Origin of the sequence: Caballeronia sp. ATUFL_M2_KS44, from assembly GCF_023630965.1 — a bacterium.
Classification (GTDB): domain Bacteria; phylum Pseudomonadota; class Gammaproteobacteria; order Burkholderiales; family Burkholderiaceae; genus Caballeronia; species Caballeronia concitans.
In genome coordinates this window covers 694,481-719,057 of record NZ_JALQEA010000039.1, presented here as the reverse complement: position 1 = coordinate 719,057, position 24,577 = coordinate 694,481, and the positions used below count along the sequence as shown (strand labels likewise).

The 24,577-nt window shown below is 64.1% G+C and carries 23 protein-coding genes; 17 read left to right on the top strand and 6 right to left on the bottom strand.

Features of this window, described 5'->3' with window-relative positions; translation table 11 throughout:
* The first annotated feature begins 44 nt into the window (after positions 1 to 44).
* A complete protein-coding gene (locus NCR39_RS18725; RefSeq protein ID WP_250453547.1) occupies positions 45 to 1,166 on the top strand; it encodes a succinylglutamate desuccinylase/aspartoacylase family protein in 1,122 nt (373 codons plus the stop codon).
* A 143-nt stretch (positions 1,167 to 1,309) separates the two neighbouring features.
* Positions 1,310 to 1,459, top strand: a complete 150-nt coding sequence (locus NCR39_RS18720) for a hypothetical protein (RefSeq protein ID WP_250453546.1) — start codon at positions 1,310 to 1,312, stop codon at positions 1,457 to 1,459.
* A 117-nt stretch (positions 1,460 to 1,576) separates the two neighbouring features.
* Here the strand turns inward: NCR39_RS18720 and NCR39_RS18715 are convergent, their stop codons facing one another.
* The 3 genes from NCR39_RS18715 to NCR39_RS18705 form a co-directional block, all read right to left on the bottom strand.
* On the bottom strand, positions 1,577 to 2,977 hold the full coding sequence (locus NCR39_RS18715; protein ID WP_250453545.1) for an NCS2 family permease: 1,401 nt from the start codon (positions 2,975 to 2,977) through the stop codon (positions 1,577 to 1,579).
* Positions 2,978 to 3,264: 287 nt separating this feature from the next.
* The gene (gene ggt / locus NCR39_RS18710; protein WP_250453544.1) at positions 3,265 to 4,998 is read right to left on the bottom strand and encodes a gamma-glutamyltransferase; all 1,734 of its coding nucleotides are present in this window, start codon (positions 4,996 to 4,998) and stop codon (positions 3,265 to 3,267) included.
* Between the two features lie 47 nt (positions 4,999 to 5,045).
* Entirely contained in the window at positions 5,046 to 5,807 is a 762-nt protein-coding gene (locus tag NCR39_RS18705) for an SDR family NAD(P)-dependent oxidoreductase (protein ID WP_250453543.1), read from the bottom strand.
* Positions 5,808 to 5,974: 167 nt separating this feature from the next.
* Here NCR39_RS18705 and NCR39_RS18700 point away from each other — a divergent pair, with 167 nt between their 5' ends.
* From NCR39_RS18700 to NCR39_RS18650, 11 genes are all read left to right on the top strand, one after another.
* Entirely contained in the window at positions 5,975 to 6,448 is a 474-nt protein-coding gene (locus NCR39_RS18700; protein WP_250453542.1) for a VOC family protein, read from the top strand.
* A gap of 326 nt (positions 6,449 to 6,774) precedes the next feature.
* On the top strand, positions 6,775 to 8,415 hold the full coding sequence (locus NCR39_RS18695) for a peptide ABC transporter substrate-binding protein (protein WP_250453541.1): 1,641 nt from the start codon (positions 6,775 to 6,777) through the stop codon (positions 8,413 to 8,415).
* 18 nt (positions 8,416 to 8,433) lie between these two features.
* Entirely contained in the window at positions 8,434 to 9,354 is a 921-nt protein-coding gene (locus NCR39_RS18690; protein WP_250453540.1) for an ABC transporter permease subunit, read from the top strand.
* An 11-nt stretch (positions 9,355 to 9,365) separates the two neighbouring features.
* A complete protein-coding gene (locus NCR39_RS18685; RefSeq protein WP_250453539.1) occupies positions 9,366 to 10,256 on the top strand; it encodes an ABC transporter permease in 891 nt (296 codons plus the stop codon).
* 3 nt (positions 10,257 to 10,259) lie between these two features.
* The gene (locus NCR39_RS18680; protein WP_250453538.1) at positions 10,260 to 11,255 is read left to right on the top strand and encodes an ABC transporter ATP-binding protein; all 996 of its coding nucleotides are present in this window, start codon (positions 10,260 to 10,262) and stop codon (positions 11,253 to 11,255) included.
* Positions 11,248 to 12,231, top strand: a complete 984-nt coding sequence (oppF, locus tag NCR39_RS18675) for a murein tripeptide/oligopeptide ABC transporter ATP binding protein OppF (protein ID WP_250453537.1) — start codon at positions 11,248 to 11,250, stop codon at positions 12,229 to 12,231. The genes NCR39_RS18680 and oppF overlap by 8 nt, the downstream gene beginning before the upstream one ends.
* Positions 12,232 to 12,438: 207 nt before the next feature.
* On the top strand, positions 12,439 to 13,836 hold the full coding sequence (locus NCR39_RS18670; protein WP_250453536.1) for an OprD family outer membrane porin: 1,398 nt from the start codon (positions 12,439 to 12,441) through the stop codon (positions 13,834 to 13,836).
* 345 nt (positions 13,837 to 14,181) lie between these two features.
* Complete coding sequence (gene oxlT / locus NCR39_RS18665) at positions 14,182 to 15,498, top strand: oxalate/formate MFS antiporter (RefSeq protein WP_250453535.1); 1,317 nt, start codon at positions 14,182 to 14,184, stop codon at positions 15,496 to 15,498.
* 145 nt (positions 15,499 to 15,643) lie between these two features.
* A complete protein-coding gene (locus NCR39_RS18660; protein WP_250453534.1) occupies positions 15,644 to 16,768 on the top strand; it encodes an MGDG synthase family glycosyltransferase in 1,125 nt (374 codons plus the stop codon).
* Positions 16,765 to 17,256 carry a hypothetical protein gene (locus tag NCR39_RS18655; RefSeq protein ID WP_250453533.1) on the top strand — a complete coding sequence of 164 codons (492 nt, stop codon included), beginning with the start codon at positions 16,765 to 16,767 and terminating at the stop codon, positions 17,254 to 17,256. The genes NCR39_RS18660 and NCR39_RS18655 overlap by 4 nt, the downstream gene beginning before the upstream one ends.
* A complete protein-coding gene (locus NCR39_RS18650; RefSeq protein WP_502800235.1) occupies positions 17,249 to 17,893 on the top strand; it encodes a dual specificity protein phosphatase family protein in 645 nt (214 codons plus the stop codon). Before NCR39_RS18655 ends, NCR39_RS18650 begins: the two co-directional genes overlap by 8 nt.
* 16 nt (positions 17,894 to 17,909) lie before the next feature.
* Here the strand turns inward: NCR39_RS18650 and NCR39_RS29665 are convergent, their stop codons facing one another.
* The 3 genes from NCR39_RS29665 to NCR39_RS18640 form a co-directional block, all read right to left on the bottom strand.
* A complete protein-coding gene (locus tag NCR39_RS29665; RefSeq protein ID WP_284507250.1) occupies positions 17,910 to 18,044 on the bottom strand; it encodes a hypothetical protein in 135 nt (44 codons plus the stop codon).
* A gap of 97 nt (positions 18,045 to 18,141) precedes the next feature.
* Positions 18,142 to 18,546 (bottom strand): cupin domain-containing protein, encoded by a 405-nt coding sequence (locus NCR39_RS18645; RefSeq protein WP_250453532.1) that lies wholly within the window; start codon positions 18,544 to 18,546, stop codon positions 18,142 to 18,144.
* 10 nt (positions 18,547 to 18,556) lie between these two features.
* Positions 18,557 to 18,994, bottom strand: coding sequence for a carboxymuconolactone decarboxylase family protein (locus NCR39_RS18640; RefSeq protein ID WP_250453531.1), 438 nt, complete (start codon positions 18,992 to 18,994; stop codon positions 18,557 to 18,559).
* A 347-nt stretch (positions 18,995 to 19,341) separates the two neighbouring features.
* Between NCR39_RS18640 and NCR39_RS18635 the strand changes: the two genes are divergently transcribed.
* The 4 genes from NCR39_RS18635 to NCR39_RS18620 all read left to right on the top strand — a co-directional run bounded on the left by NCR39_RS18635 (position 19,342) and on the right by NCR39_RS18620 (position 24,555).
* Positions 19,342 to 19,908 (top strand): fimbrial protein, encoded by a 567-nt coding sequence (locus NCR39_RS18635; RefSeq protein WP_284507249.1) that lies wholly within the window; start codon positions 19,342 to 19,344, stop codon positions 19,906 to 19,908.
* Positions 19,909 to 19,962: 54 nt separating this feature from the next.
* Positions 19,963 to 20,703: a fimbrial biogenesis chaperone gene (locus NCR39_RS18630; protein WP_250453530.1), complete on the top strand. Its 741-nt coding sequence runs from the start codon at positions 19,963 to 19,965 to the stop codon at positions 20,701 to 20,703.
* A gap of 132 nt (positions 20,704 to 20,835) precedes the next feature.
* Positions 20,836 to 23,451, top strand: a complete 2,616-nt coding sequence (locus NCR39_RS18625) for a fimbria/pilus outer membrane usher protein (protein WP_250453529.1) — start codon at positions 20,836 to 20,838, stop codon at positions 23,449 to 23,451.
* 18 nt (positions 23,452 to 23,469) lie between these two features.
* The gene (locus NCR39_RS18620) at positions 23,470 to 24,555 is read left to right on the top strand and encodes a fimbrial protein (protein ID WP_250453528.1); all 1,086 of its coding nucleotides are present in this window, start codon (positions 23,470 to 23,472) and stop codon (positions 24,553 to 24,555) included.
* Positions 24,556 to 24,577: the final 22 nt, after the last annotated feature.

The following is a 24,577-nucleotide window of genomic DNA, read 5'->3' as shown; positions in this document are numbered from 1 at the left end:
GTGCCTTTCTTTTTTCACGCGATTTTTCCGAAGGATTTCCGTCGATGCACGTTCACAGCCATCCGCTCGCCGGCGTGTCGCTCGGCACGCAGCGGACGATCACGAGCTATCGCTTCGGCCCCGACGACGACACCGCGCCGAAGCTGTATATCCAGGCATCGCTGCACGCGGACGAATTGCCGGGCGCGGTCGTCGCGTGGATGCTCAAGCGGCGGTTCGCGGAACTGGAGGCGGCGGGCCGGCTGCGCGCGCGCATCGTGCTCGTGCCGCTCGCGAATCCGGCGGGGCTCAACCAGCACTGGTTCGGCGCGCACATGGGACGCTTCGACATGCGATCGGGGCACGACTACAACCGGCGCTTTCCCGATCCCGGCCCCGCGCTCGCGACGCAACTCGACGGCCATCTGACCGGCGACGCCGCGCACAACGCGCGTCTCATTCGCGCGGCGCTGCGCGCGCATTTCGCGGCGCAAACAGGCGCGACGGAACTGGAATCGCAGCGGATCGCGCTGACGCGGATCGCGTGCGACGCGGATCTCGTGATCGATCTGCATTGCGACTGGGAAGCCGTCCCGCATCTCTACACGACGCCCGACGCGTGGCCGGGCATCGCGCCGCTCGCGCGGTATCTCGGCAGCGAGGCGCAGTTGCTCGCGGATGTATCGGGCGGCGAGCCGTTCGACGAAGCGTGCGGCTCGGCGTGGCGCTATTTGCGCGGCGCGTTCGGCGCACGCTTCCCGATTCCGATGGGCGTCGCGCCCGTCACGCTGGAGTTGCGCGGCGTGCGCGATGTATCGCAGGAAACGGCCGCGCGCGATGCTCAGGCGATCGTCGATTACCTGACGCACGCAGGCCTGATCGCGGGCGATGCGCCCGAGCCGCCTGCGCTGCGCCATCCCGCGACGCCGCTCGCCGGATGCGATTACGTGTATTCGCCCGTATCGGGCGTGATTCTGCATTCGCGCGAGATGGGCGATCGCGTCCGTGCGGGCGATACGGTCGCCGAAATCCTCGATCCGCTCGCCGACCGGCTCGTGCCGCTCATCGCGCAGACGGACGGCGTGCTGTACGCGCGACACTGGACGCGCTTCGCGACGGCGGGAATGCTCGTCGCGCGGATCGCAGGCGAGGGCGCGGCGCGTCACGGTGACTTGCTGGTGCCGTGAGCGCTTCGCAAAAGCGATGAAACGGCAAAACTGACCGTCGCTTTTCAGCAAACGCTGCGTTCTTTTGTGAAATTAGGTTGCAATGCAGCATGATCGGCGTATAGTTAGGGTTATCACCTAGCTAGTTACCCTGAGAGACGCTCATGAAGACCACCGCTCAACAATCAGTGTTCGTTTCGTTTGGTTCCTGGGTGCGCGCAGCCAAGGCTGCGGTGCGTCGCGAGTGGAATCGTGCGCTGCAGTTGCATCTGCAGAACTGCGAAATCCTCGTCGAATCGTATCGCCGCAAGTAAGTCGCCTCACGCCCGGTCAAAAGCAGTCGGCAGTATCGAAGCAGTATTGGACAAAGCCCCCGGAAGCTCATGCTTTCGGGGGCTTTGTCGTTTTCGGGACTTAAGGACGATTCGTCGTCAAATCGCCCATCCGCCGAGATAAAACACCGCCAGCACCACCGCGATCGCCACCGTCCCGACATTCAGCTTGCGAAACTCGCCCGCCACCACGCGCCCGATCACGAGCGTGCAGAATCCCAGCATGATCCCCGTCACGATATTCGCCGTCAGCACGATGAACACCGCGCATACGAGACCGGACATCGTGTCGACGGTATCGTCCATATGCAGCTTCGAGACGTTGCCGAGCATCAGCAGGCCGACGTACATCAGCGCGGGCGCCGTCGCGTAGGAGGGCACGAGGCCCGCGAGCGGCGAGAGGAACATCACCGCCAGAAAGAGCGCGCCGACGACGCTCGCAGCCAGTCCCGTCTTCGCGCCCGCCGCCACGCCCACCGACGATTCGATATACGCCGCCGCCGGCGCACCGCCGAAGCACGCCGAGAAGATCGAGCTGAGCGAATCCGCGGTCAGCGCGCGGCCGCCGTTCACGATGCGCCCGTTCGCGTCGATCTGGCCCGCCTGGCCCGCGACCGCGCGGATGGTGCCGGTGGCGTCGAACACGGCGGTCATGACCAGCGCGAGCACGCTCGGCAGCACGGCCATCGAGAGCGCGCCCTTGATATCCATCGCGCCGATCAGCGACGCATGGCCCGGCGCCGACAGCGAAGGCAGCGCGAAGATGCCGTGAAAGCGCACGGACGGATCGAAGATCAGGCCGATCGCCGACAAGCCGACCACCACGAGCAGGATTCCGCCCGGCACGCGCCGGCGCTCCAGGCCGAAGATCGCGGCAAGGCCGAGCACCGACATCAGCACCGGAAACGCCGTGATGTGCCCGAGCGAAACGGGCATGCCGGGCGCGGGATTCTTCACGATCAGCCCGACATCGTTCGATGCGATCAGCAGCAGGAACAAGCCGATGCCGATGCCCGTTCCGTGCGCGACGCCCGTCGGCAGATTGCGCAGGATCCACGAGCGCACGCCGGTCACCGAGATCGCCGTGAACACGATGCCCATCAGGAACACAGCGCCCAGCGCGACCGCGGGCGACAGCCCTTTGCCCAGCACGAGGCCGAACGCGGTGAACGCGGTCAGCGAGATCGCGCAGCCGATCGCGATGGGCAGCCGCGCCCACACGCCCATCAGGAGCGAGCCGAACGCCGTCGTCAGGCACACGGCGACGAACACCGCGCTCGTATCGAAGCCCGCCTTGCCGAGCATGCCGGGCACGACGAACACGGAATAGACCATCGCGAGGAACGTCGTCACGCCCGCGATCACTTCGCGTTTCTGCGTGCTGCCGGCTTTGGAAATGCCGAAATAGCGGTCGATGAAGCCGCCGCGTGCCGACTGCACGTCGTCCGTGTGATCAGCGGAAGGGATGTCGCCAAGCTGCCGGGCGGGGGATTCCAACATGATGAGCTGCTCCTTTATCAGCACGCTGAAACGGATGCTCGCGCGCGCACGGCGGCTCCGTCGTCAGGGTCGTCTCGTATGATTTTTTCGATGTCGCCGCGTGCATCGCATAGAAGGCTGCACTCGGTCAGGCAAAGACTAGGTGAATGGGATACGAGGTCCAATCCCGTGAAAAACATTCCGCTCATGCGAACATTCTTATATTTCTGAGCGGTCAAGCGGGAAGGGCGTTGCAGCGAGGGAGAGAAGACCGGACTAGGGCAAACGCCTAGTCCGGTTCGAAGCGTTTATTGAATCACGCGCGATACGCCGCGTCCGCGTGGGTCGGACATCGGCTGGGGAGTGGTGTCGTCGATGCGGATGGCCTGGATATCTCCATTGAAGCCCTGCATCGAGAATTTGTAGCCCTTGTCTTCGAGCTGCTTCACGACATCCGGGTCGAGTTGATGGAACGGCTCCTGGAAGATCGTGTTCGGCGGCAGCAACTGATGATGGAAGCGCGTGGCGCCCACCGCTTCCGCCAGCGGCATCTGGAAGTCGTACACGTTCGAGAGCACCTGGAAGATCGACGTGAAGATGCGCGATCCGCCCGGCGTGCCGATGACCATCGCGACCTTGTCGTCCTTCGTGAGGATGGTCGGGGTCATCGACGAAAGCGGACGCTTGCGCGGCGCGATGGCGTTGGCATCGCTGCCGACCACGCCGAACATGTTCGCGACGCCCGGCTTCGCGGAGAAGTCGTCCATCTCGTCGTTCAGCACGACGCCCGTGCCTTCCGCGATCACGCCCGAGCCGAAGTAGCCGTTGATCGTGTACGTGTTCGACACCGCGTTGCCCCACTTGTCGACAACCGAAAAGTGCGTCGTCTCGGCCTTCTCGGGCATCGACGTGCCGAGACCCGGCTGCACGCTCTTCGTGTCCGAAGGCGTTTCGGGATTCACCTCTTGCGCGCGCTTCAGGATGTAGTCGTCGTTGACCAGTTGCGCGACCGGCACCTTGTAGAAGTCCGGATCGCCGAGATATTGCGCGCGATCGGCGAACACGCGCTTCTCGATTTCCGCGACGAGATGGATGTACTGCGCCGAATCCAGCGGCACGCCGTCGAACTTGTCCTTCAGGTCGGCCTTCATCTTGAGCATCTGCACGAGGCCGATGCCGCCCGAGCTCGGCGGCGGCGCGGTAATCACGCGATAGCCGTTCCAGCTCGCGACCACCGGCTGCCGCCACACGGCCTTGTACTCCTTAAGATCGCGCGCGGTGATGAGACCGTGGCCCGTCATCGACGTGGCGATCAACTCGGCTGTCTTGCCCTGATAGAAGCCCTTCGCGCCCTTGTCGGAGATGCGCTGGAGCGTATCGGCGAGATCGGGCTGCTTGAACGTCTGGCCGGCCTTCATGCTGCCGAAGTACAGATCGAAATTCGTCTTGCCGGCGAAGTCCTTCGCGGCGCGGTCGCGCCGTTCGATCAGTTGATCGTCGACGACGAAGCCGTTCTCCGCATACTTGATGGCGGGCGCGAGCACCTGTTTCCACTTCAGCTTGCCGAAGCGCTTCTGCGCTTCCCACATGCCTTCGACGGTGCCCGGCACGCCCACCGCGCGATGCCCGTACAGGCTCATGCCCTTGATGACTTCGCCCTTGTCGTCGAGATACATGTTGCGCGTGGCGGACATCGGCGCGCGTTCGCGATAGTCGAGGAAGTACGGCCGATGGTCCACGTAAAGCGTCATGAACCCGCCGCCGCCGATGTTGCCCGCTTCCGGGTACGTGACCGCCAGCGTGAATGCAATGGCGACGGCGGCATCGACGGCATTGCCGCCTTGCCTGAAGATCTCCTCGGCGGTGTCGGCGGCGTATTTGTCGGCGACGGCGACCGCGGAAGCGGTCAGCGCCTGCTGCTGCGTGTCCGACGTCTTCGCATAAGCGGGCGTGCTTTCGACGAAGCCGGCCACGCTGAACGCGGCGGCGGCGACAGCCGTCAGCGCGAGGGATCGAAAGCGATGTTCCTGTTTCAACGGCATCTCCTGCGTTCTCCTTCCTCGACATGAAGTTACGGCTTATACCACGATCACGGCATCAGTTGGCCGCCGTTGACGTCGATGATCTGCCCCGTCACGTAGCGCGACATCGCCTCCGACGCGAGATAGAGGAACGCGCCGCTGCAATCGTCCGGCTCGCCGATGAAGCCCATCGGAATGGCCTTGCGGAACGCGTCGAGTTGCTCGGGCGTCGTGAAGCGCTCGTGGAACGGCGTTTCGATCACGCCCGGCGCGACGGCGTTCACGCGGATGCGGTCGGCCACCAGTTCCTTCGCCATGCCCTTCGTGATGGTGCTGACGAAGCCCTTCGACGCGGCGTACAGGAGCGCGCCCGGGCCGCCGCCGTTGCGCGCCGCGACCGACGTCACGTTGATGATCGAGCCGCCGCCGCCTTCGCGCAGCGCCGGCAGCGCCGCCCGCGTGAACGCGACGACCGAGCGCGCGTTGATGTGCATGATCTCGTCGAAGAGTTCGTCGGTGACGGACGCGATCGGCTCGCGCTTCACGAGGCTGCCCGCATTGTTGATGAGCACGTCGATCTTGCCGAACGCTTCGACGGTCTGCGCGACGGCGGCATCGATCGCTTTCGAATCGCGCACGTCCGCGCCGACCGTGATCGCCGATACGCCCAGCGCGCGCACGTCCTTCGCGACTTCTTCGGCCTTGTCCTTCGAGCTGTTGTAGTGGACGGCGACATTCGCGCCGTATTGCCCGAACGCGCGGGCCGCCGCTGCGCCGATGCCCGTGCTCGCGCCCGTGATGAGAACCGACTTTCCTTTCAAATCATGCATGTCTGCTCCGATGTGTACGCTCGATGAAGGGATGTAAGCGGATGCTGCATTCGGCAGTATGAAGCGAAATCGCCGCTTTGCCACCTCGCGGCGAAAGCGGCACCATGGCGATTGCGTCGCGGTGCATCGTCCGCGCGCGCTCAACCTAGCCGAACCAGGAGGCACTCATGAATGCACAGGTCGATCCCATCCCCGAAGGCCGTCAGGGCGTGATTCCTTACATCGCGGTGGCGGGCGGCGTCGCGGCCATCGACTTTTACAAGAAGGCTTTCGGCGCCACGGAAGTGTTCAGCATGCAGGAGCCGGGCGGGCGCGTCGGGCATGCGGAATTGCTGATCGGCGGCCATCCGTTCTATCTCAGCGACGAGTTTCCCGAAATGGATGTGAAGGGGCCGCTCGCGGTCGGCGGCACGCCGGTGATGCTGCATCTCTATGTCGAAGACGTCGATGCCGTCGTGCAACGCGCGGTCGATGAGGGCGCGGTGATCCTTCGGGCGGTCGAGGACCAGTTCTATGGCGACCGCGGCGGCAAGCTGCGCGATCCGTTCGGCCATGTGTGGTGGATCGCGACGCACAAAGAGGATGTTGCGCCCGACGAACTGCGCGCACGCGCCGAGCGGCTGTTCGGCGGCGGCGCCTGAATAGCCGCGTCGTAGTGAAGGATGCCAGCGCCAATCCCCCGCGCTGGCCTTCTCGCCTGATCGGACGAAAATTCGAAACATTTGGTCATGTTCGGCCCGGGCAGGTGGCATCTGTCTTATTGATGGGAAATACTCGCGCCCAGCCGCGAGGCGTTTCAAAGCCGTAAGGAAACTTCCAAAAGGCGTTCGGGAACGGTGCGTCGTTAGGCACACTAATCGTGTTGCGACGCAGATTTCGCTCGCCTGCGCGTTTGTTTTCGATGAACGCGACGGCGTACCACAAGCTAGAAAACAAGCATTAGAACGAGACAAGAAGGAGAAATTCGATGAAGTCATTCGCCGCTCTCACGCGCTTCAATCGCACGGCGCTGGGCGTCGCCGGCTCGGCGCTCGCTGCGCTGACGCTGCCGGCCGCGGTTTCGGCCGCAATCGTGCCGCCGGGCGTCACGCTCGCCGCGAAGCAAGAACTCGTGCGCAACAACGGTTCGGAAGTCGAGACGCTCGATCCGGCGCTCGTCGAATCCGTCGGCGCGGCCAATCTCGGGCGCGACCTGTTCGAAGGCCTGACCGTCACGAACGGCGACGGCGCGGTGGCGCCGGGCGTCGCGGAGAAATGGGAGCAGAAAGACCCGACGACGTGGATCTTTCATCTGCGCAAGAACGCGCGCTGGTCGAACGGCCAGAACGTGACGGCGAACGACTTCGTCTACGGCTGCCAGCGCTTCATCGATCCGAAAACGGCGTCGTCATACGGCAACGTGTACGGCCCGTTCCTGCTGAACGGCGCGGATATCGTCGCGGGCAAGAAGCCGGTGAGCGCGCTCGGCGTGCGCGCCGTCGACGCTTACACGCTCGAAGTCCGTACCGCCGGCCCCGTGCCGTTCCTTCCCGAACTGATGTCGAATCCGAACCTCGGGCCGGTGCATCGCGCGACCGTCGAGAAGTTCGGCAAGGGATGGACGAAGCCCGGCAACATCGTCAGTAACGGCCCGTTCCAGTTGAAGGACTGGCAGGTCAACAGCAAGCTCGTGCTGACGAAGAACCCGAACTACTGGGACAAGGAACACGTTCAGTTGACGCAGGTGACGTATCTGCCGGTCGAGGACGAAAACACCGACGTCAAGCTGTTCCAGTCCGGCGACAACGACATGACGTATCAACTTCCCACGGGCAGTTACGCGAAGTATCGCCAGCAATTCCCGAACGACACGCGCAATTCGCTCGTCCTCGGCACGCGTTACTACAGCTTCAATAATCGCGATCCGCTCTTGAAGGACGTGCGCGTGCGCAAGGCGCTCTCGATGGTCATCGACCGCGATCTGCTCGCGCAGCGCGTGACCGCCGACGGCCAGGTGCCGATGTACGGCCTCATGCCGAAGGGCGTGAGCGGCGCGGACGTGTCGAATTACGATTGGGCGTCGTGGCCCATGGAGAAGCGCGTCGCGGAAGCGAAGAAGCTGCTGGAGCAGGCGGGCGTGAAGCCGGGCACGAAGCTGCGTTTCGCGATGAACACGAGCGACTACAACAAGAAGATGGCGATCTTCGCGGCATCCGAATGGAAGACGAAGCTCGGTCTTGCCACCGACATCGAATCGATGGAATTCAAGGTGCTGCTCAAGAAGCGCCATGACGGCGACTATCAGATTGCGCGCAACGGCTGGGTGGCCGACTACAACGACGCCACGACGTTCCTGCAGCTCGTGCAATGCAAATCGACGCAGAATGACAACTTCAACTGCAGTCCGAAGGCCGACGCGCTGATCCAGCAGGCCAGCGAAACGACCGATCAGGCGAAGCGCAAGCAATTGCAGACCGAAGCGGCGAAGCTCGTGATGGAAGACTATCCGATGCTGCCGCTCCTGCAATACGGCCTGCCGCGCCTCGTCAAGAGCTATGTGGGCGGCTATTCGCTGAAGAATCCGATGGATCATTACGGCAGCAAGGATCTCTATATCGTCAAACACTGACGCACAGGAGCCTTTCGCATGTGGTCCTATACGCTGCGGCGCGTGTTGCTCACGCTGCCGACACTGCTGATCGTCGTCACGGTCTGCTATCTGCTTCTGCACGCCACGCCGGGCGGCCCGTTCGACGGCGAGCGCAAGGTGTCCGCCGAAGTGCTCGCGAACCTGCAAGCCAAGTATCACCTGGGCGAGCCGTTGTGGAAGCAGTATCTGCTTTATCTCGACGGCCTCGTGCACGGCGATCTCGGCGCGTCGTTCCGTTACGCCGACTGGAGCGTGAACGAGCTCGTGCTGCGCGCGCTGCCGGTGTCGCTCGCGATCGGCGGCGTTTCGATGGCGCTGGCGATCGTCATCGGCGTGCTGCTCGGCGCGGCGGCGGCGCTGCGGCGCAACAGCATCGCGGATTACGCGCTCATGCTCGTGAGCAACGCGGGCAACGCGTTTCCGTCGTTCGTGATCGGGCCGGTGCTGATCCTCGTGTTCGCCATCTGGTTCAAGTGGCTGCCGGCGGGCGGCTGGAACGCGTTCGAAGCGCGTTACATGGTGCTGCCCGTCGCGCTTCTCGTGATGATCAACGTCGCGACGGTCGGACGCGTGACGCGCGCGAGTCTCATCGAAGTGATGAACACGCCGTATATCCGCACCGCGCGTGCGAAGGGCCTGCCGATGCGCACCATCGTGCTGCGTCACGCGATGAAACCGACGCTCATTCCCGTCGTGTCAGTCATCGGGCCGCTCGCGATCGCGTCGATCACGGCGGCGGTCGTCACGGAATCCGTGTTCTCGCTGCCGGGCATCGGCAAGCTGATCGTGAACGGCGCGGCCAATCGCGATTACACGCTCGTGCTCGGTCTCGTCGTGCTCGTCACGGTCGTGGCCGTGCTGCTCAACCTGCTGGTCGATCTCGCGTACGCGTGGCTCGATCCGAAAATCCGTTACTGAAAAGGCGCGCGATGAAATCAGCTTCTTTGAGCGCCACGCTGGAAAAAGCGGTCGCCGGCCGCAGTCCGTGGCAGGACGCCCGCGCGCGCTTTCTGCGCAACAAGGCGGCGGTGGTCAGCCTCGCGCTGCTGGCGGTCATCACGCTGGCGTGCGTCATCGGACCGTGGCTGTCGCCGAATCAGTTCGATTCCGCCGACTGGAACGCGATGAGCGTGCCGCCCACGTTCGCGAACTGGCATCTCTTCGGCACCGACGAAACCGGCCGCGATCTGCTCGTGCGCTGTCTGATAGGCGGCCGCGTGTCGCTCATGATCGGCGCGCTCGCCACGTTCACGTCGGTGACGCTCGGCATCGTGTGGGGCGCGGTGGCGGGGTTCGTCGGCGGGCGCGTCGACAACGCGATGATGCGCTTCGTCGACATGATGTACGCCATTCCGTACCTGCTCATCGCCATCCTCATGGTGACGCTGCTCGGCCGCGAGTTCTATCTCGTCGTGCTGACCATCACCGTGTTCTCGTGGATGGACATGGCGCGCGTCGTGCGCGGCCAGACGCTCGCCATCCGCTCGAAGGAATACGTGGAGGCCGCGCGCGCCATCGGCGTGCCGACGCAGCGCATCATCGTGCGGCATGTGGTGCCGAATCTGCTCGGCATCGTCGCGATCTATACGACCGTCACCGTGCCCGGCGTGATTCTCACGGAATCGGTGCTGTCGTTTCTCGGTCTCGGCGTTCAGGAACCGATGACGAGCTGGGGCGTGCTGATTCAGGACGGCGTCGGCGTGATGGAATCGTCGCCGTGGATTCTGCTGTTCCCGGCGGCGCTGCTCTCGATCACGCTCTATTGCATCAACTTTGTCGGCGACGGGCTGCGCGACGCGCTCGATCCGAAGGACAGGTAAGCCATGCCGCTACTCGAAGTCAACGGCTTGCAAGTCGAATTCAAGACGCACGACGCCGCCGTGCGCGCCGTCAACGGCGTGAGCTTCGCGCTGGAAGAGGGCGAGACGCTCGGTATCGTCGGCGAATCGGGATCGGGCAAGAGCCAGACCGTGCTCGCGATGCTCGGGCTGCTCGCATCGAACGGACGCGCGAGCGGACAGGCGCTGTATCGCGGCGAGAACCTGCTCGGCATGCCGGCGAAGGCGCTGAACCGCATTCGCGGCAATCGTCTCTCGATGATCTTTCAGGACCCGATGAGTTCGCTCAATCCGTACCTGACCATCGACAGGCAGATGACGGAAGTGCTCGAGCTGCACAAGAACCTCACGCGGCGCGAAGCCAGAAAGCGCGCTATTTCCATGCTCGAAGCCGTGCGCATTCCTGAGGCGGCGCATCGGATCGGGCAGTATCCGCACGAGCTGTCGGGCGGCATGCGCCAGCGCGTGATGATCGCGATGGCGCTGCTCTGCGAACCCGACATCCTCTTCGCCGACGAGCCGACCACCGCGCTCGACGTCACCGTGCAGGCGCAAGTGCTGCAACTGCTGCGCGATCTTCAGCGCGACTTCGGCACGTCCATCGTGTTGATCACGCACGATCTGGGCGTCGTCGCCGGGCTGTGCGAGAAGGTCATGGTGATGTACGGCGGCCGCGTGATGGAACAGTGCGATGCGTCGACGTTGTTCGCGAAGCCGTCGCATCCGTACACCATCGGATTGCTGCGCGCGTTGCCGCGCCTCGATCAAGAAGGCGGCGAGCTTGCGGGCATTCCGGGCAATCCGCCGAACATGGCGCATCCGCCGGCCGGATGTCCGTTCCACGAGCGCTGCGCCGATGCCACCGCCGAGTGCGCCGAGCAAGCGCCCGCGCTCGAAGCCGTCGGCACGCATTGGCTGCGCGCGTGCCATCGTCCCGTCGATGCGCTGATCACCCGCTATCAGGAACAAAGCCATGTCTGACGCCACGATTCTTTCCGTGCGCGACATGCGCGTGCATTTTCAGGTGAAGGCGAAGAGCCGCCTGCCGTGGGCGCCGTCGCGCACGCTCAAGGCGGTCGATGGCGTGAGCTTCGACTTGCGCGCGGGCGAGACGCTCGGCGTCGTGGGCGAATCGGGCTGCGGCAAGTCCTCGCTGTCGCGCGCGATCCTCAATCTCATTCCCGCGACGCACGGCGAAATCGTGTGGATGGGCGCGAAGCTCGCGCAGGCATCGGCGCGCGAATGGCACGCGGTGCGCGCCGACGTGCAGATGATCTTCCAGGACCCGCTCGCATCGCTCGATCCGCGCATGACGATCGGGCAGATCATCGCGGAGCCGTTGACGGAGCATCGGCCGGGCATGAGCCGCAAGGACATCGACGTCCGCGTGCGCGCGATGATGGCGAAAGTCGGCCTGCGCGAGCAGATGATCAATCGCTATCCGCACGAGTTCTCGGGCGGGCAGTGCCAGCGCATCGGCATTGCGCGGGCGCTGATCGTGGAGCCGAAGCTCGTCATCTGCGACGAGCCGGTGTCCGCGCTCGACGTGTCCATTCAGGCGCAGATCGTCAATCTGCTGAAGGCGTTGCAGGCGGAGATGAAGCTGTCGCTGATCTTCATCGCGCACGATCTGGCCGTGGTGCGGCACATCTCGGATCGCGTGATGGTCATGTATCTCGGCCGCGTGATGGAGCTTGCGGACAAGAACGCGCTCTACGACACGCCGCGTCATCCGTACACGCGCGCGTTGCTGTCGGCGGTGCCGGTGCCCGATCCGGCCGTCGAGCGCGGCAAGGTCGTGCAGATTCTTTCCGGCGATATCCCGAGTCCCATGAATCCGCCCGCCGGATGCGTGTTCCATACGCGCTGTCCGATGGCAGAGTCGCGCTGTTCGCAGGAAGTGCCGGAACTTCGCGTGCTGGCGCAGGGTTCTTCCGCCGCGTGTTTCTTCGCCTGATGCGCGCGTTCATATCCACCCCATGCGAGGAAACGAAGCAGCCCTGAAAGAACGCTAGACGCACGCATCGCCCGTCCCCAACAACGTCCGTGACGCCGCACGCCGCCTCGACTTTTCGTCGCGAGGCGTGGCTCGTTGCATTCGTTCAGTTTTGAGTTGTCGTTTTTTGTCGTTAGCAGGTTGAGTCAGCAGCAGGAGATACATTCAATGAAAAAACAAAAACTTTCAGTCGCGCTCTCGATTTTGTTGTTCAGCGGCGCCATGGCCGCAAACGTGGCTGCATATGGCCAGGAAGCCGATACCGATCCGCCTTCGCGTCACACGGAAGCCGTGCCGAGTTCGCCGCCCAATACCGAAGCCGATGCGCCGGTCAGCAATCAGGCGAAAGCGAAGGGCTTTATCGAGGATTCGCATTTGAATGTGCTGGCGCGGTCTTTCACCGAGCACGATGAATTCAAGGGCGCCGGGAAAAAGGACGCGTGGGTGCTCGGCGCGCAGGCCGTGTTCGAGTCGGGCTATACGCGCGGGCTGATCGGGCTGGGCGCGGATGTGACGCTGTTCGGCGCGTTCAAGCTGAATGGCGGCGAAGGCGCGACCAATCGCGTGCACGTCGGGACCGACGGCGGCGGATCGAATCAGCTTGCGTGGGCGTATCCGGGCGTGTGGGACGTGAAGGCGCGCGTGTCGAACACCGTGCTCAAGTATGGCCAGCAACTCTTCGATAACCCGTTCCTCGTGCCGCACGACAACCGCGCGCTGCCGCCGACGTTCCGCGGCTTCTCGCTCGTGAGCGACGAAGTCAAGAACTTGACGCTCAAGGCAGGAACCGTGGATGGCGTGATCGCTCGCGGCATGACCACCGTGAGCGGCCTGAAGACGGAATATGGTGGCAAGCCCATCTCGCAGTTCACCTATTTCGGCGGCGACTGGACGCGCGGCGACGACACGGCTGTCACGCTATACGGCAGCGTGGCGAACAACGTGTGGCAGCAGTACTACCTGAGCGCGACGCAAAGCATCGGCGACGCGAAGGCCGTGCGCTGGACCGGTTCGCTCAACTACTACTACACGGGCGCGATCGGCGACAAGCGCCAAGGGCCGATCAACAACAACGCGTATAGCCTGGCGTTTGCCGGCACGCATGGCGCGCACACGATCCAGTTCGCGTTCCAGCAGATTCTCGGCGACCAGATGTTCGATTACGTCCACGAGACGGGCGGCGATTATCTGTCGAACTCGCTCGACGTGGACTACAACCAGCCGCACGAAAAATCCGTGAGCCTGTCGTACTCGCTGAACATGAAGGACTACGGCGTGCCGGGCCTCAAGATCACGATGTGGACGGCCTACGGCTGGGGCGCGGACGGCAGCGCGATGGCCAACAGCGGCACCGCGAACGCGGGCAGCTACATCGTCAACGGACAACCCTTGCACGGCTCGCATTACGAGTTGGGCATCATCCCCGGCTATACCGTGCCGGACGGCAAGTTCAAGAACACGTCGATCAAGTTCTACTACATGCATCATCACGGCAGCGATTTCTATCCGGACGGATCGAGCAACGTCTATCGCCTGATGGTCAACATGCCGATCAACGTGTTCTGAACCCCGAATCCACCGGCGGTGTAAACCCTACAAAACATCCTCTTTACATTACGTTTAACTTTCATCTATAAAGAGAGGGCGTGCTGCGGATTGCCATGTCTCGCCCACGCTCATCGCCTGGCAGGCTTCGTTCCTGCCGGGTTTTTTTTCGTCCGTCGCCGCGTCGAAGGAATGCTTTCAGTGCCTTACGAAAAGCGCATCGCTCAGTGAAAACCCCGTCGTTTCTTTCGCTTGACTTACTTGATATATCACATACTGTGTATATGCGATGACGCGTGGGCGGCATCGTAAGAGGCGTCGCTCGACGTCCAATGACACAAACGCAGCAGTGCCAAGGAGACAGGCATGGGAAGTGACCGGATGAACCGCCAGGAGGGGGCGTCGCGCCTAGCGTCGCCGTGGGTGCAGTTGGTGTTCGGCGTGATCTGTATGGCGATGATCGCCAACATGCAGTACGGGTGGACGCTCTTCGTTAATCCAATCGACGAGAAATATCACTGGGGCCGCGCCGCGATTCAAGTGGCGTTCACGATCTTCGTCGTCACCGAAACGTGGCTGGTGCCGGTGGAAGGCTATCTCGTCGACAAGTACGGGCCGCGTCCGGTGGTCGTCGGCGGCGGGCTTCTGTGTGCGATCGCGTGGGCGATGAATTCGGTGGCGTCGTCGCTGCCGCTCCTGTATCTCGCGGCAGCGATCGGCGGCGTCGGTGCGGGCGCGGTGTACGGCACGTGCGTCGGCAACGCGCTCAAGTGGTTCCCCACGCGACGCGGCCTCGCGGCGGGCATCACGGCGGCGGGCTTCGGCATGGGATCGGCGGCGACGGTGGTGCCCATCGCGCACATGATCAAATCGAGCGGCTACGAAGCGACCTTCCTCTGGTTCGGACTCGGGCAGGGTCTCGTCGTGTTCCTGCTGGGCATGGCGCTTCTCGCGCCGCCCGCGCACGTGCTCGCGGCGGTCAAGAGCACCGTGAAGCGCGCGGTGTACAACGCGAGTCCGAAGCAGGTGCTGGCATCGCCGATCTTCTGGGTGATGTACGTGATGTTCGTGATGATGGCCGCCGGCGGCCTGATGGCGACGGCGCAACTCGGCCCCATCGCGAAGGACTTCGGCTTGCAGGATTCGCCCGTGTCGATTCTCGGCCTCACGCTGCCCGCGCTGACGTTCGCGCTGACCATCGACCGCGTGCTCAACGGGCTGACGCGGCCGTTTTTCGGCTGGGTGTCGGACAGGATCGGGCGCGAGAACACGATGTTCGTCGCGTTCGCGATCGAAGCGGTCGGCATCGTCGCGCTGTCGAAGTTCGGGCATAACCCGGTGGCGTTCGTCGTGCTGACGGGCATCGTGTTCTTCGCGTGGGGCGAGATCTATAGCCTCTTCCCGGCGACGTGCGGCGACACGTTCGGCCCGAAATTCGCGGCCACCAACGCCGGTCTGCTCTACACGGCGAAGGGCACGGCGGCGCTGCTCGTGCCGTTTTCGAGCGTCATCACGAAGTCGACGGGAAGCTGGCACGCGGTCTTCATGCTGGCTGCGGGAATGGCCGCGGTCGCGGCGCTGCTCGCGCTCTTCGTGCTGAAGCCGATGCGCAGCGCGCACTCGCAACGGCATGCACGCGATGCGAGCCTGGACATGGCGTATTCGCCGGCCGTCAAGGAGTAGCGCGACAAGACGTTTCAATTCGGCGCGAGCGGGACGACTGTGAAAATCGATCCACTCGCGCTTTCCGCGATGCGTTGGCAGCTATGATCCAGACCTTTCGCGTGACGCACGTCGCGCGAAAGCTTCCTGCATCGAGTTCCTTCGCATGTCAAAACTTCTCCTTCTCAGCGTCAGCGCGGGCGCGGGCCACGCGCGCGCCGCCGAAGCGCTACGCGCGTGCGCGGCGCTTCATCCCACAGGCGTCGAAGCCGTGCATCTGGACGTCATGGACTTCGTCCCGGCGAGCTTCAGGGCGCTTTACGCGGACTTCTACATCAAGCTCGTCACACATCAGCCGGCGTTGTGGAGCTATCTTTATCAGAAGACCGACAACGCATCGCCGCGATCCATCGGCGAGCGCGTGCGACGCGCCGTCGAGCGGCTCAACTGCCGCGCGCTGAAAGCGGAGATCGCGCGCCACAACGCCGACGCCATCGTCTGCACGCATTTTCTGCCGGCCGAATTGCTGTCGCGCGAGCGTCGAAAGGGCAATCTGCAGACGCCGGTATGGGTGCAGGTGACGGACTTCGACCTGCATCGGCTATGGGTCGTCCCGCATATGCAGGGCTATTTCGCCGCGAACGATGAAATCGCCTGGCGCATGCGCGAACGCGGCCTGCCGCACGATTCGATTCACGTAAGCGGCATTCCCGTGATGCCCGCGTTCGGCGAGCGCTACGACCGCGCGTCGTGCGCGGCGGAGTTCGGCCTCGATCCGCAGCGCCGCACGTTTCTGATGATGTCGGGGGGCGCCGGACTCGGCGGCCTGGATGCGCTCGCCACGCGTTTGTTGTCGATGGATGCGGATTTTCAGCTCATCGCGCTCGCGGGCCGCAACGAAGCGCTGCTGCATGCGCTGCGTGAAGTCGCGCGGCGTCATCCGGGACGACTGTTGCCGATGGGTTTCACATCGCAGGTCGAGCGCCTGATGGCTTGCGCCGATCTCGTCATCACGAAGCCGGGCGGGCTCACGACATCCGAATGCCTCGCGATGGGCGTGCCGATGATCGTCAATTCGCCGATTCCCGGTCAGGAAGAGCGCAACGCCGATTTCCTGCTGGAACGCGGCGTGGCGCTGAAGGCCATCGATGCCGCCGCGCTCGAATATCGCATTCGCATGCTGCTGAGCGAGCCCGCGCAACTGGACGCGATGCGCGAACGCATCGCGCCGATCGCGCGTCCCGATGCCGCGCGCGTCGTGCTGGACACGGTGCTCGGGAGGGCGGCATGAGGCAATGCGCATGTAAAACGGGCCGCTTGATCGCGCTGATCGCGTGGGTCGTGCTCCTCGGCTTTTTCTTCGCCAACGTCGAAATTCAGATCGAAGGCAGCGCGGGCTGGGCCGCGAATCTGCCGACGTGGCGCATCGAACATCACTGGCTGCTCGACATCTTCTGGGGCGGCCGGCCCATGACCGGCTATCACGCGTGGGTGTTTCCGTTCGTCGCGCTCTTCTTTCATCTTCCGGCCGTCTTCTTCGCGCGATGGTCGTGGCGCATGGAAGCGCGCATCGTCGCGTGCATCATGACGTTCTGGCTCGTCGAGGACTTTCTGTGGTTCGTCCTCAATCCGGCGTACGGCGTCGCGCGTTTCGATCCGCAGCACGTGGCGTGGCACAAGCACTGGATTGCGTTCGCGCCCACCGATTACTGGACGATGAGCGCCGCCGCGTGCGTGCTGTTTTTCCTGTCGATGCGGGAAGGATCGCGCCGTGCGTAGCGTCGTGATGGTCGCGTTTTATGGCGCGGGCGCGGTCGCGGCGGCGTTCGCGGTTGCGTCGATGCTGAAGGCCGCGCCGGTCGTCCCGCATTCGAGCGATGCGCCGCGCGCGATGACCGTCGCCGCGCGGCCGCTGAACTGGGCCGAGCCGATGGTCTTCACGCATGTCGACAATCTGCATCGCATCACGCCGTCGCTTTACCGGAGCGCGCAGATTACCGCCGACGATCTCCCGCATCTGCGCGCGCTCGGCATCCGCAAGATCATCAGCTTTCGCTCGTTTCATTCCGACGAAGCGCTGCTTGCAGGAAGCGGCATCGCGCTGGAACGCATCCCCATGAATACATGGGACATTCGCGACGAAGACATGATCGCCGCGCTCAAGGCGCTACGCGACGCGGACCGCGATGGCCCGATCCTCATTCATTGCCAGCACGGCGCGGACAGGACGGGGCTGGTGTCGGCGCTGTATCGCGTGGTCTATCAGGGATGGACGAAGCAGCAGGCGGAAGACGAACTGCTGCATGGCGGCTACGGCTTTCATCCGGTGTGGGGAAATATCGTGCGCTATCTGGAGCGCGTGGATGTCGAGCGGCTCAGGCGCGAGGCGGGCGTCGTTTTGGCGACGCGCGGCTGACACGCTGCGAAGCAAGTCAGAAGCGCGTGCCGACGCTGCATCCGCCGAAGCCGCCGCCGTTGGTCGCCCAGCCGGCGCATCCGAAGAGACCGCATCCGCCGAGCAGAAGCGTTGCGACGACGACCACGGCAGCAGTGCGAACGATGTTCATGGCGATGCGAGCGTTGACCGGAATGGCGCGCATTGTCGCCGACGCGTGCCGCGTCGCTGTGAAAATGCGTCGCCATCCTCGGAGCGCGAAGGCATCGTCAATGCGGAATCGGCAACTTGATCGGATCGCGTTCTCCGGCGATCGCGAACACGAGCAGCTTCGCCGGCTCGGTGGCGCTCGCATTCTTCGCCACGATGTGATGCGCCCCCGGCGGTTCGTACCACGAGTCGCCCGGCCCGTACGTCCTCGCCGCCGATCCTTCGAGCTGCGAGACGACGTGTCCTTCGAGCACATACGCGAAGATCGACCCCGGATGCATGTGCGCCTCCGATGCCTGCCCCGGCTTGAACGCGACGGTCGCCATCAGCACGTTCTTGCCGGGCGCTTCGGGCACGGCTTGTTTCATCACGGGCGTGACGGTTTCCGAATCGGCGCCTTGCGCCCACGCGCCGGACGTTGCCGCCGTCATCGCCGTCATGAGAAGAATTCGACGGATGCTCATGTGCGTCTCCTCACTCGGGCATCTTGCGGAACGCGATCGCAAAGCGGTTCCAGCTATTGATCGTCGACACGAGCAAGGTCAGGTCGGCGATTTCCTCGTCGCTGAAATGCGGCTTGACGGCTTCCCAGACGGCGTCCGGCACGTGGTTCTGCGCGATGAGCGTGAGCGCTTCCGTCCATTCGAGCGCGGCGCGTTCGCGGTCGGTGAAGAACGGCGTTTCGCGCCATGCAACGACCGTCGCGAGACGCCGCTCCGTTTCACCGCCCTTGCGCGCGTCGGCCGTGTGCATGTCGACGCAAAACGCGCAGCCGTTGATCTGCGATGCGCGGAGCCGCACCAGTTCGGCAAGCGACTTTTCGATCGACGACTTGCCGATCCGCTCCTCCACGCCCAAAAGTGCTTTGATCGCGGCGGGACTGGCTTTATAGAAGTCGAGACGAGGTTTCATGAGTGGCTCCTTGGCGGGTTGCTCGGGAATGCGCGAAGTGGCGCGACATCGACAGAATAGGCGCGCTGCTGGCGCGAAGAAATGACCGCTTTGGCCGAATTCGAGGTGACCAGCGGCAAATGGAGCTGGAACGCGCGGCGTTCTGTGCGGGGAGTTGAATCACCGTGTTTCGGAATTGTTCCAATTCTATTGAGAGATTTCCTAGATACCGCCGGGGGGCAACTGCGTAGCATTCGTTCGTACGTTGAGGTTGGCCCGAGCGAGCGAATGAAGGCGTCTTTTCATCGGGAAGTGCAACGCAAAAACGTCTGTCCGTTTTCCTAAACATTCATTTTTCTGGAGTAGCAATGAAGAAAGGCATCATGTCCGCCGCCGTCGCCGTCACGGGTCTCGCTGGTCTGTTCTGCATGTCGGCGCACGCCGCCGACGGCACCATCACCATCAACGGCGCGGTGTCGGATACGACGTGCTCGATCAACGGCGTGGCAAGCGGCTCGCCGGCCAACGTCACCGTCACGCTGCCGACGGTCCCGACAGGTTCGCTCGCTTCGGCAGGCGCGGTCGCGGGTACGTCGAATCTCGGCGACATCACGCTCGCACTGAGCGGCTGTTCCGGCGCGGCCACGAAGGCCGTCGCGCATTTCGAAAACGGCCCGACCGTCGACCAGGCGACCGGCTATCTGCTCAATCAGGCATCGGCATCGCCGGCGACGAACGTCGAAGTGCGCCTGCTCAACTCGGCCATGCAGCCGATCAGCGTGCTGACGAACGCAAACAACGCCATCGGCACGAACGGCGCAACGATCACCGCCGGCGCGGGCACGCTGAACTACTTCGCGCAGTACTACGCAACCGGCAAGGCGCAGGCGGGCGCGGTGAACACGACGGTGCAGTACACGATGCAGTATCAGTAAGTCACTGTCGCGCGGTGACTTCGCGGTCATTAGTGAATCAATCGGAGTAATGAAATGAAGACGATCAACACATGGCTCGCGGCGCTCGGAATGGCCGCGATGTTCTCGGCGACGGGCGCTGAGGCAAGCGTCGTGATCGGCGCCACGCGGGTCGTCTATCCGATGGATCAACGGGAAGTCACCGTCAAGCTGACCAACGACAGCGCGAACCCGTCGCTCGTGCAAGTGTGGATGGACGACGGCAACGCCGACGCCACGCCCGCCGACAGCAAGGCGCCGTTCGTCATCACGCCGCCGATCTTCCGCATGGACGCGGGCAAGTCGCAGACGCTGCGCGTGATGTTCGGCGGCGGTGCGCTGCCGCAGGACCGCGAATCGGTGTTTTGGCTCAACGTGCTCGACGTGCCGCCGAAAGCGGATGCGCAACCGGGCGCGAATACGTTGCAGTTTGCGTATCGCACGCGCATCAAGCTGTTCGCGCGGCCGACGAAACTCCCCGGTTCCCCCGACGACGCGCCGCGTCAGCTCGTCTGGAAGGTCGTGCCCGCGGCTCACGGCGATGGTCAGGCGCTCGCCGTATCGAACCCGACGCCGTACTACGTGTCGTTCAGCGAAATCAGCGTATCGGCGGATGGTCGCCGTTACGTCAACGATCAGGGCGGCATGGTCCCGCCGAAAGGCCAGGGCGTGATCGACATTCCGAAGATGACCGGCGTGCATGCCGGCAAGGTCCACTTCACCGCGATCAACGACTTCGGCGGCGGCATGGAAGGCGACGCGGCGATCGCTCCGTAGCTTCGACATCCGGCGGCGCGCCGGTCGCGCGCCACACCCCGTTTTTTCTTCTCGCGAAACGCAATGCGTGTGTTCGCCACACGCATCGGATGCGGTCGCGCCGATCTTCCTGCGCCTGTTGCATCGCCCTGAATGAACCCGTCTCGTCAACGCTCACTGCAAAGCGGAATCAGCAACGAACTGCCGTTCAAGGCGTTCTCGATGAATCCCGCCGCCTCGCTCGCGATGTTCGCATTCGCGACGCTCGGCGGCATGCACGTGGGCGCGGTTCGGGCGGCGGACGTGGCGAGCGGCAGCGCGAACGTCGAGTTCGACACGACGTTCCTGCGCCTCGACGCGAAGGAGCGCCAGGACGTTTCGCGCTTCTCGCGCGGCAACACGGTCAAGCCGGGCACGTACGACGTCGACATCTGGATCAACGACGGCCGCGTGGCCCGCGAGCCGGTGCGCTTCGTCGCGCCGCCCGAAGGCGGCAACGCGCGCGCCTGCCTTACGCGCACGGCGCTGCAAGGCTATGTCGATTTCGCGAGAGTCGCGGCGGATCGTCATGACGAAGCCGACGCGTGCATCGACGTCAGCGCCGCCATTCCGGGCGCGAGCGCCGATTTCGACTTCGGCGAGCAGAAGCTGTCGCTGTCGATTCCGCAGATCTACGTTCGCAACACCGCGCGCGGCTACGTGCCGCCGGAACAATGGGACGAGGGCGTCAACGCGGGCTTTCTGAGCTACAACGCGAACGCGTACCGCTCGAACAACGGCGGCGTGAGTTCGACGCAGGAATATCTCGGCATCGACGCGGGCGTCAACATCGGCGGATGGCACTTCCGGCATCAATCGTCGGTGACGGCGGCGACGCGTCAGGCCACGCAATTCGACGACATCGCCACCTACGTCCAGCACGATCTGCCGAAGCTGCGCGCGCAGGTCACGCTCGGCGACGCGCGCACGACCGGCGACGTCTTCGACAGCGTGCAGTTTCGCGGCGCGCAAGTCGCCACCGACGACCGCATGCTGCCCGAATCGCTGCGCGGTTATGCGCCGGTCGTGCGCGGCACGGCGGAATCGAATGCGCGCGTGACGGTGCGGCAGAACGGCCAGGTGATCTACGAAACCAGCGTGCCGCCCGGACCGTTCGAGCTTCGCGATCTCTACGCGACGGGCTACGGCGGCAATCTCGACGTGACCGTCACGGAAGCCGACGGCCGCACGCGGCAATTTTCCGTTCCGTACGCATCGATTGCGCAGTTGCTTCGTCCGGGCACCACGCGATTCGCGGTCACGGCGGGCCAGTTGCGCGACGAGGCGCTCGACACGCAACCCGGCTTCGTGCAACTCACGATGCAGCGCGGGCTGACCAACCTCGTCACGCTGTACGGCGGCGCGGTTGCATCGACGGGCTATGTGGCCGCGAACCTGGGCGCGGCGCTGAACACGAAGCTGGGCGCGCTCGCCGCCGACATCACGACCGCCCGCACCGACGTTCCCGGCGGGCAGACGCTGAGCGGACACAGCCTGCATATCGGCTACAGCAAGGTGTTTTCGCCGACGGACACGAATATCTCGCTGGGCGCGTATCGCTTTTCGGATGCGAACTATCTCGGCCTCGCCGATGCCGCGCGTCTTCGCGACGACGCCATGCACGGCGGCAACCTCGCGCAGCCCGACCGCCAGCGCGGACGCTTCCAGCTCACGGTGAATCAGTCGCTCGGCACGCACGGATCGTTCTTTGCAACGGTGTCGTCGCAGAGTTACTGGAATCGCCCGAGACACGACACGTTCTATCAGGCGGGCTATTCGAACAGTTTCAAATACGGCACCTATAGCGTCTCGGCGGGCCGCACGCGCAACGGCGACGGCAAGCTGTCCGATCAGTTCATGGTCAGCACGACGATTCCGCTCGGCCATTCGCAACACGCGCCGATGCTGTCCGCGAACTTCAATTCGAACGATGGCGCGGCGAGCTTGCAGACGAGCATCGGCGGGACGGCGGGCGATCGCAACGAGTACAGCTACAACGTGTACGGCACGGCCGCGAAGAACGACAACGCGGATGCGAACGTCAACGGCGGCGCGAGCGGCATCTATCGCGGCCCGCACGCGCAGGTGAGCGCGTCGGCGAGCGGCGGGGCGCATTCGTCGCAGATGTCGGCGGGCGTGAGCGGATCGATCGTCGCGCATCCGGGCGGCATCACGCTGGCGCAGACGGTCGGCGACACGTTCGGCATCGTCGAGGCGAAGGGCGCAGAAGGCGCGAGCGTGTCCGGCGCGCAGGGCGTCGAAGTGGACAAGCGCGGCTACGCGGTCGTGCCGTATCTGACGCCGTACGGCATGAATACGATCGATCTCGATCCGAAGGGCACGTCCACCGATGTCGAGCTTGAATCGACGTCGGAGCGTACCGCGCCGCATCTCGGCTCCATCGTGATGCTCAAGTACAAGACCACGACGGGCCGCGCCGCGCTCATCCGCGCGCCGCTCGTCGGCGGCGAGCCGTTGCCGTTCGGCGCGGAAGTGGTCGATGCGAACGGGCGCAATGTCGGCGTCGTCGCGCAGGACAGCCGCGTGTTCGCGCGCGGTATCGAAGAGAGCGGAACGCTCGTGGCGAAGTGGGGCGATCAGCCGGCTCAGCAATGCGCGATCGCCTACACGCTGCCGAAGAAAGACGCGAACGGCGATGCAAGTCCGATTTACGCATCGATCGAATCGCATTGCCGGGTGGCGATCACGACGGCGGGCGACCTACACTGATAATCGAAGGAGGCTTCCTTGACGCACGCAAGCACGATCGCTTCATCCTGCCGGACCGGGCGCAGGCTCCCCGGACTGTTTCTTTTGCTCATGCTCGCGATTGCATGGGCGTGCGCGTTGCCGGGCAACGCCTACGCGGGTCTGACGTGCGGCACGGGAAACGTGAACAAGTCGCTTGCGGCAGGGGCCATTCCCGTATCGGTCACCGCCGCGCCGGGCATGACCGTGGCGACCGTCCCGCCCGCTGCCTTCCAACTGAACTGCCATTTCATCAGCACCCTCAACCCGACGACCATCACGTCGGCTGTGCTGTATGCGGATTTCAAAACGAACGCGTCGCTGGTGTCGGGTTATAACGATGTGTACCAGACCAGCGTCGCGGGCCTCGGCGTTCGATTTACCTTCGATTCATCGCAGTGCAATGCAAGCGGTGTCGTGCTGGCCAATGGCGCCGTTCGGCTGTCCTGTCCGTTCAACGGACCCGTGGACGGCCCATACATGGCGGCGAACGTCACGGTCACTGCAACTTTGCTCATGACGGGGCCACTTGCGTCCGGTGCGTCTTCGCTGACGTCTGCGCCCGCGGTGACGATCACGTTCTCGCAGTCGGACCAGTCCGGTTCCTGGGGGCAGACGCCGCTCTTCACCGGCGCGGCGTCGGGCGTGGTGACGCACGCGACATGCTCCGTCAACCAGTCGAGCGTCGCCGTCCTGATGCCGACCGCCGATACGCGCGCGTTCGCCGCCGGCATCGGCGCGGTCGCGGCTCCGCAGCCGTTCTCGCTATCGCTTTCCTGCGCGACGGGCGCAACGGTGCTCATCACCCTGACAGACGCTGTCGATGCGAGCAATCGAACGACGACGCTCAAGACGACGGCCGATTCCACCGCGCAGGGCATCGGCGTTCAGATTCTGAACAGCGCGGGCACGCCGGTGGCGTTCGGGCCCGACTCCGCCTTGCCGGGCAACACGAATCAATGGACGGTCGGCAGTTCGCCGAACGGGACGCTTCAAGTGCCGCTGACGGCCCGCTACGTGCGCACGGGCGTGGTCAATGCCGGGACGGTCAGGGCGCTCGCGACGTTCACGATGTCATACCAGTGACGCCTCATTGACAGCAATCGAA

Bases quoted from the DNA above. Each gene is read 5' to 3' on its own strand.
- NCR39_RS18725 (WP_250453547.1), top strand. From the start codon at position 45: ATGCACGTTCACAGCCATCCGCTCGCCGGCGTGTCGCTCGGCACGCAG.
- NCR39_RS18720 (WP_250453546.1), top strand. From the start codon at position 1,310: ATGAAGACCACCGCTCAACAATCAGTGTTCGTTTCGTTTGGTTCCTGG.
- NCR39_RS18715 (WP_250453545.1), bottom strand. From the start codon at position 2,977: ATGTTGGAATCCCCCGCCCGGCAGCTTGGCGACATCCCTTCCGCTGAT.
- ggt (WP_250453544.1), bottom strand. From the start codon at position 4,998: ATGCCGTTGAAACAGGAACATCGCTTTCGATCCCTCGCGCTGACGGCT.
- NCR39_RS18705 (WP_250453543.1), bottom strand. From the start codon at position 5,807: ATGCATGATTTGAAAGGAAAGTCGGTTCTCATCACGGGCGCGAGCACG.
- NCR39_RS18700 (WP_250453542.1), top strand. From the start codon at position 5,975: ATGAATGCACAGGTCGATCCCATCCCCGAAGGCCGTCAGGGCGTGATT.
- NCR39_RS18695 (WP_250453541.1), top strand. From the start codon at position 6,775: ATGAAGTCATTCGCCGCTCTCACGCGCTTCAATCGCACGGCGCTGGGC.
- NCR39_RS18690 (WP_250453540.1), top strand. From the start codon at position 8,434: ATGTGGTCCTATACGCTGCGGCGCGTGTTGCTCACGCTGCCGACACTG.
- NCR39_RS18685 (WP_250453539.1), top strand. From the start codon at position 9,366: ATGAAATCAGCTTCTTTGAGCGCCACGCTGGAAAAAGCGGTCGCCGGC.
- NCR39_RS18680 (WP_250453538.1), top strand. From the start codon at position 10,260: ATGCCGCTACTCGAAGTCAACGGCTTGCAAGTCGAATTCAAGACGCAC.
- oppF (WP_250453537.1), top strand. From the start codon at position 11,248: ATGTCTGACGCCACGATTCTTTCCGTGCGCGACATGCGCGTGCATTTT.
- NCR39_RS18670 (WP_250453536.1), top strand. From the start codon at position 12,439: ATGAAAAAACAAAAACTTTCAGTCGCGCTCTCGATTTTGTTGTTCAGC.
- oxlT (WP_250453535.1), top strand. From the start codon at position 14,182: ATGGGAAGTGACCGGATGAACCGCCAGGAGGGGGCGTCGCGCCTAGCG.
- NCR39_RS18660 (WP_250453534.1), top strand. From the start codon at position 15,644: ATGTCAAAACTTCTCCTTCTCAGCGTCAGCGCGGGCGCGGGCCACGCG.
- NCR39_RS18655 (WP_250453533.1), top strand. From the start codon at position 16,765: ATGAGGCAATGCGCATGTAAAACGGGCCGCTTGATCGCGCTGATCGCG.
- NCR39_RS29665 (WP_284507250.1), bottom strand. From the start codon at position 18,044: ATGAACATCGTTCGCACTGCTGCCGTGGTCGTCGTCGCAACGCTTCTG.
- NCR39_RS18645 (WP_250453532.1), bottom strand. From the start codon at position 18,546: ATGAGCATCCGTCGAATTCTTCTCATGACGGCGATGACGGCGGCAACG.
- NCR39_RS18640 (WP_250453531.1), bottom strand. From the start codon at position 18,994: ATGAAACCTCGTCTCGACTTCTATAAAGCCAGTCCCGCCGCGATCAAA.
- NCR39_RS18635 (WP_284507249.1), top strand. From the start codon at position 19,342: ATGAAGAAAGGCATCATGTCCGCCGCCGTCGCCGTCACGGGTCTCGCT.
- NCR39_RS18630 (WP_250453530.1), top strand. From the start codon at position 19,963: ATGAAGACGATCAACACATGGCTCGCGGCGCTCGGAATGGCCGCGATG.
- NCR39_RS18625 (WP_250453529.1), top strand. From the start codon at position 20,836: ATGAACCCGTCTCGTCAACGCTCACTGCAAAGCGGAATCAGCAACGAA.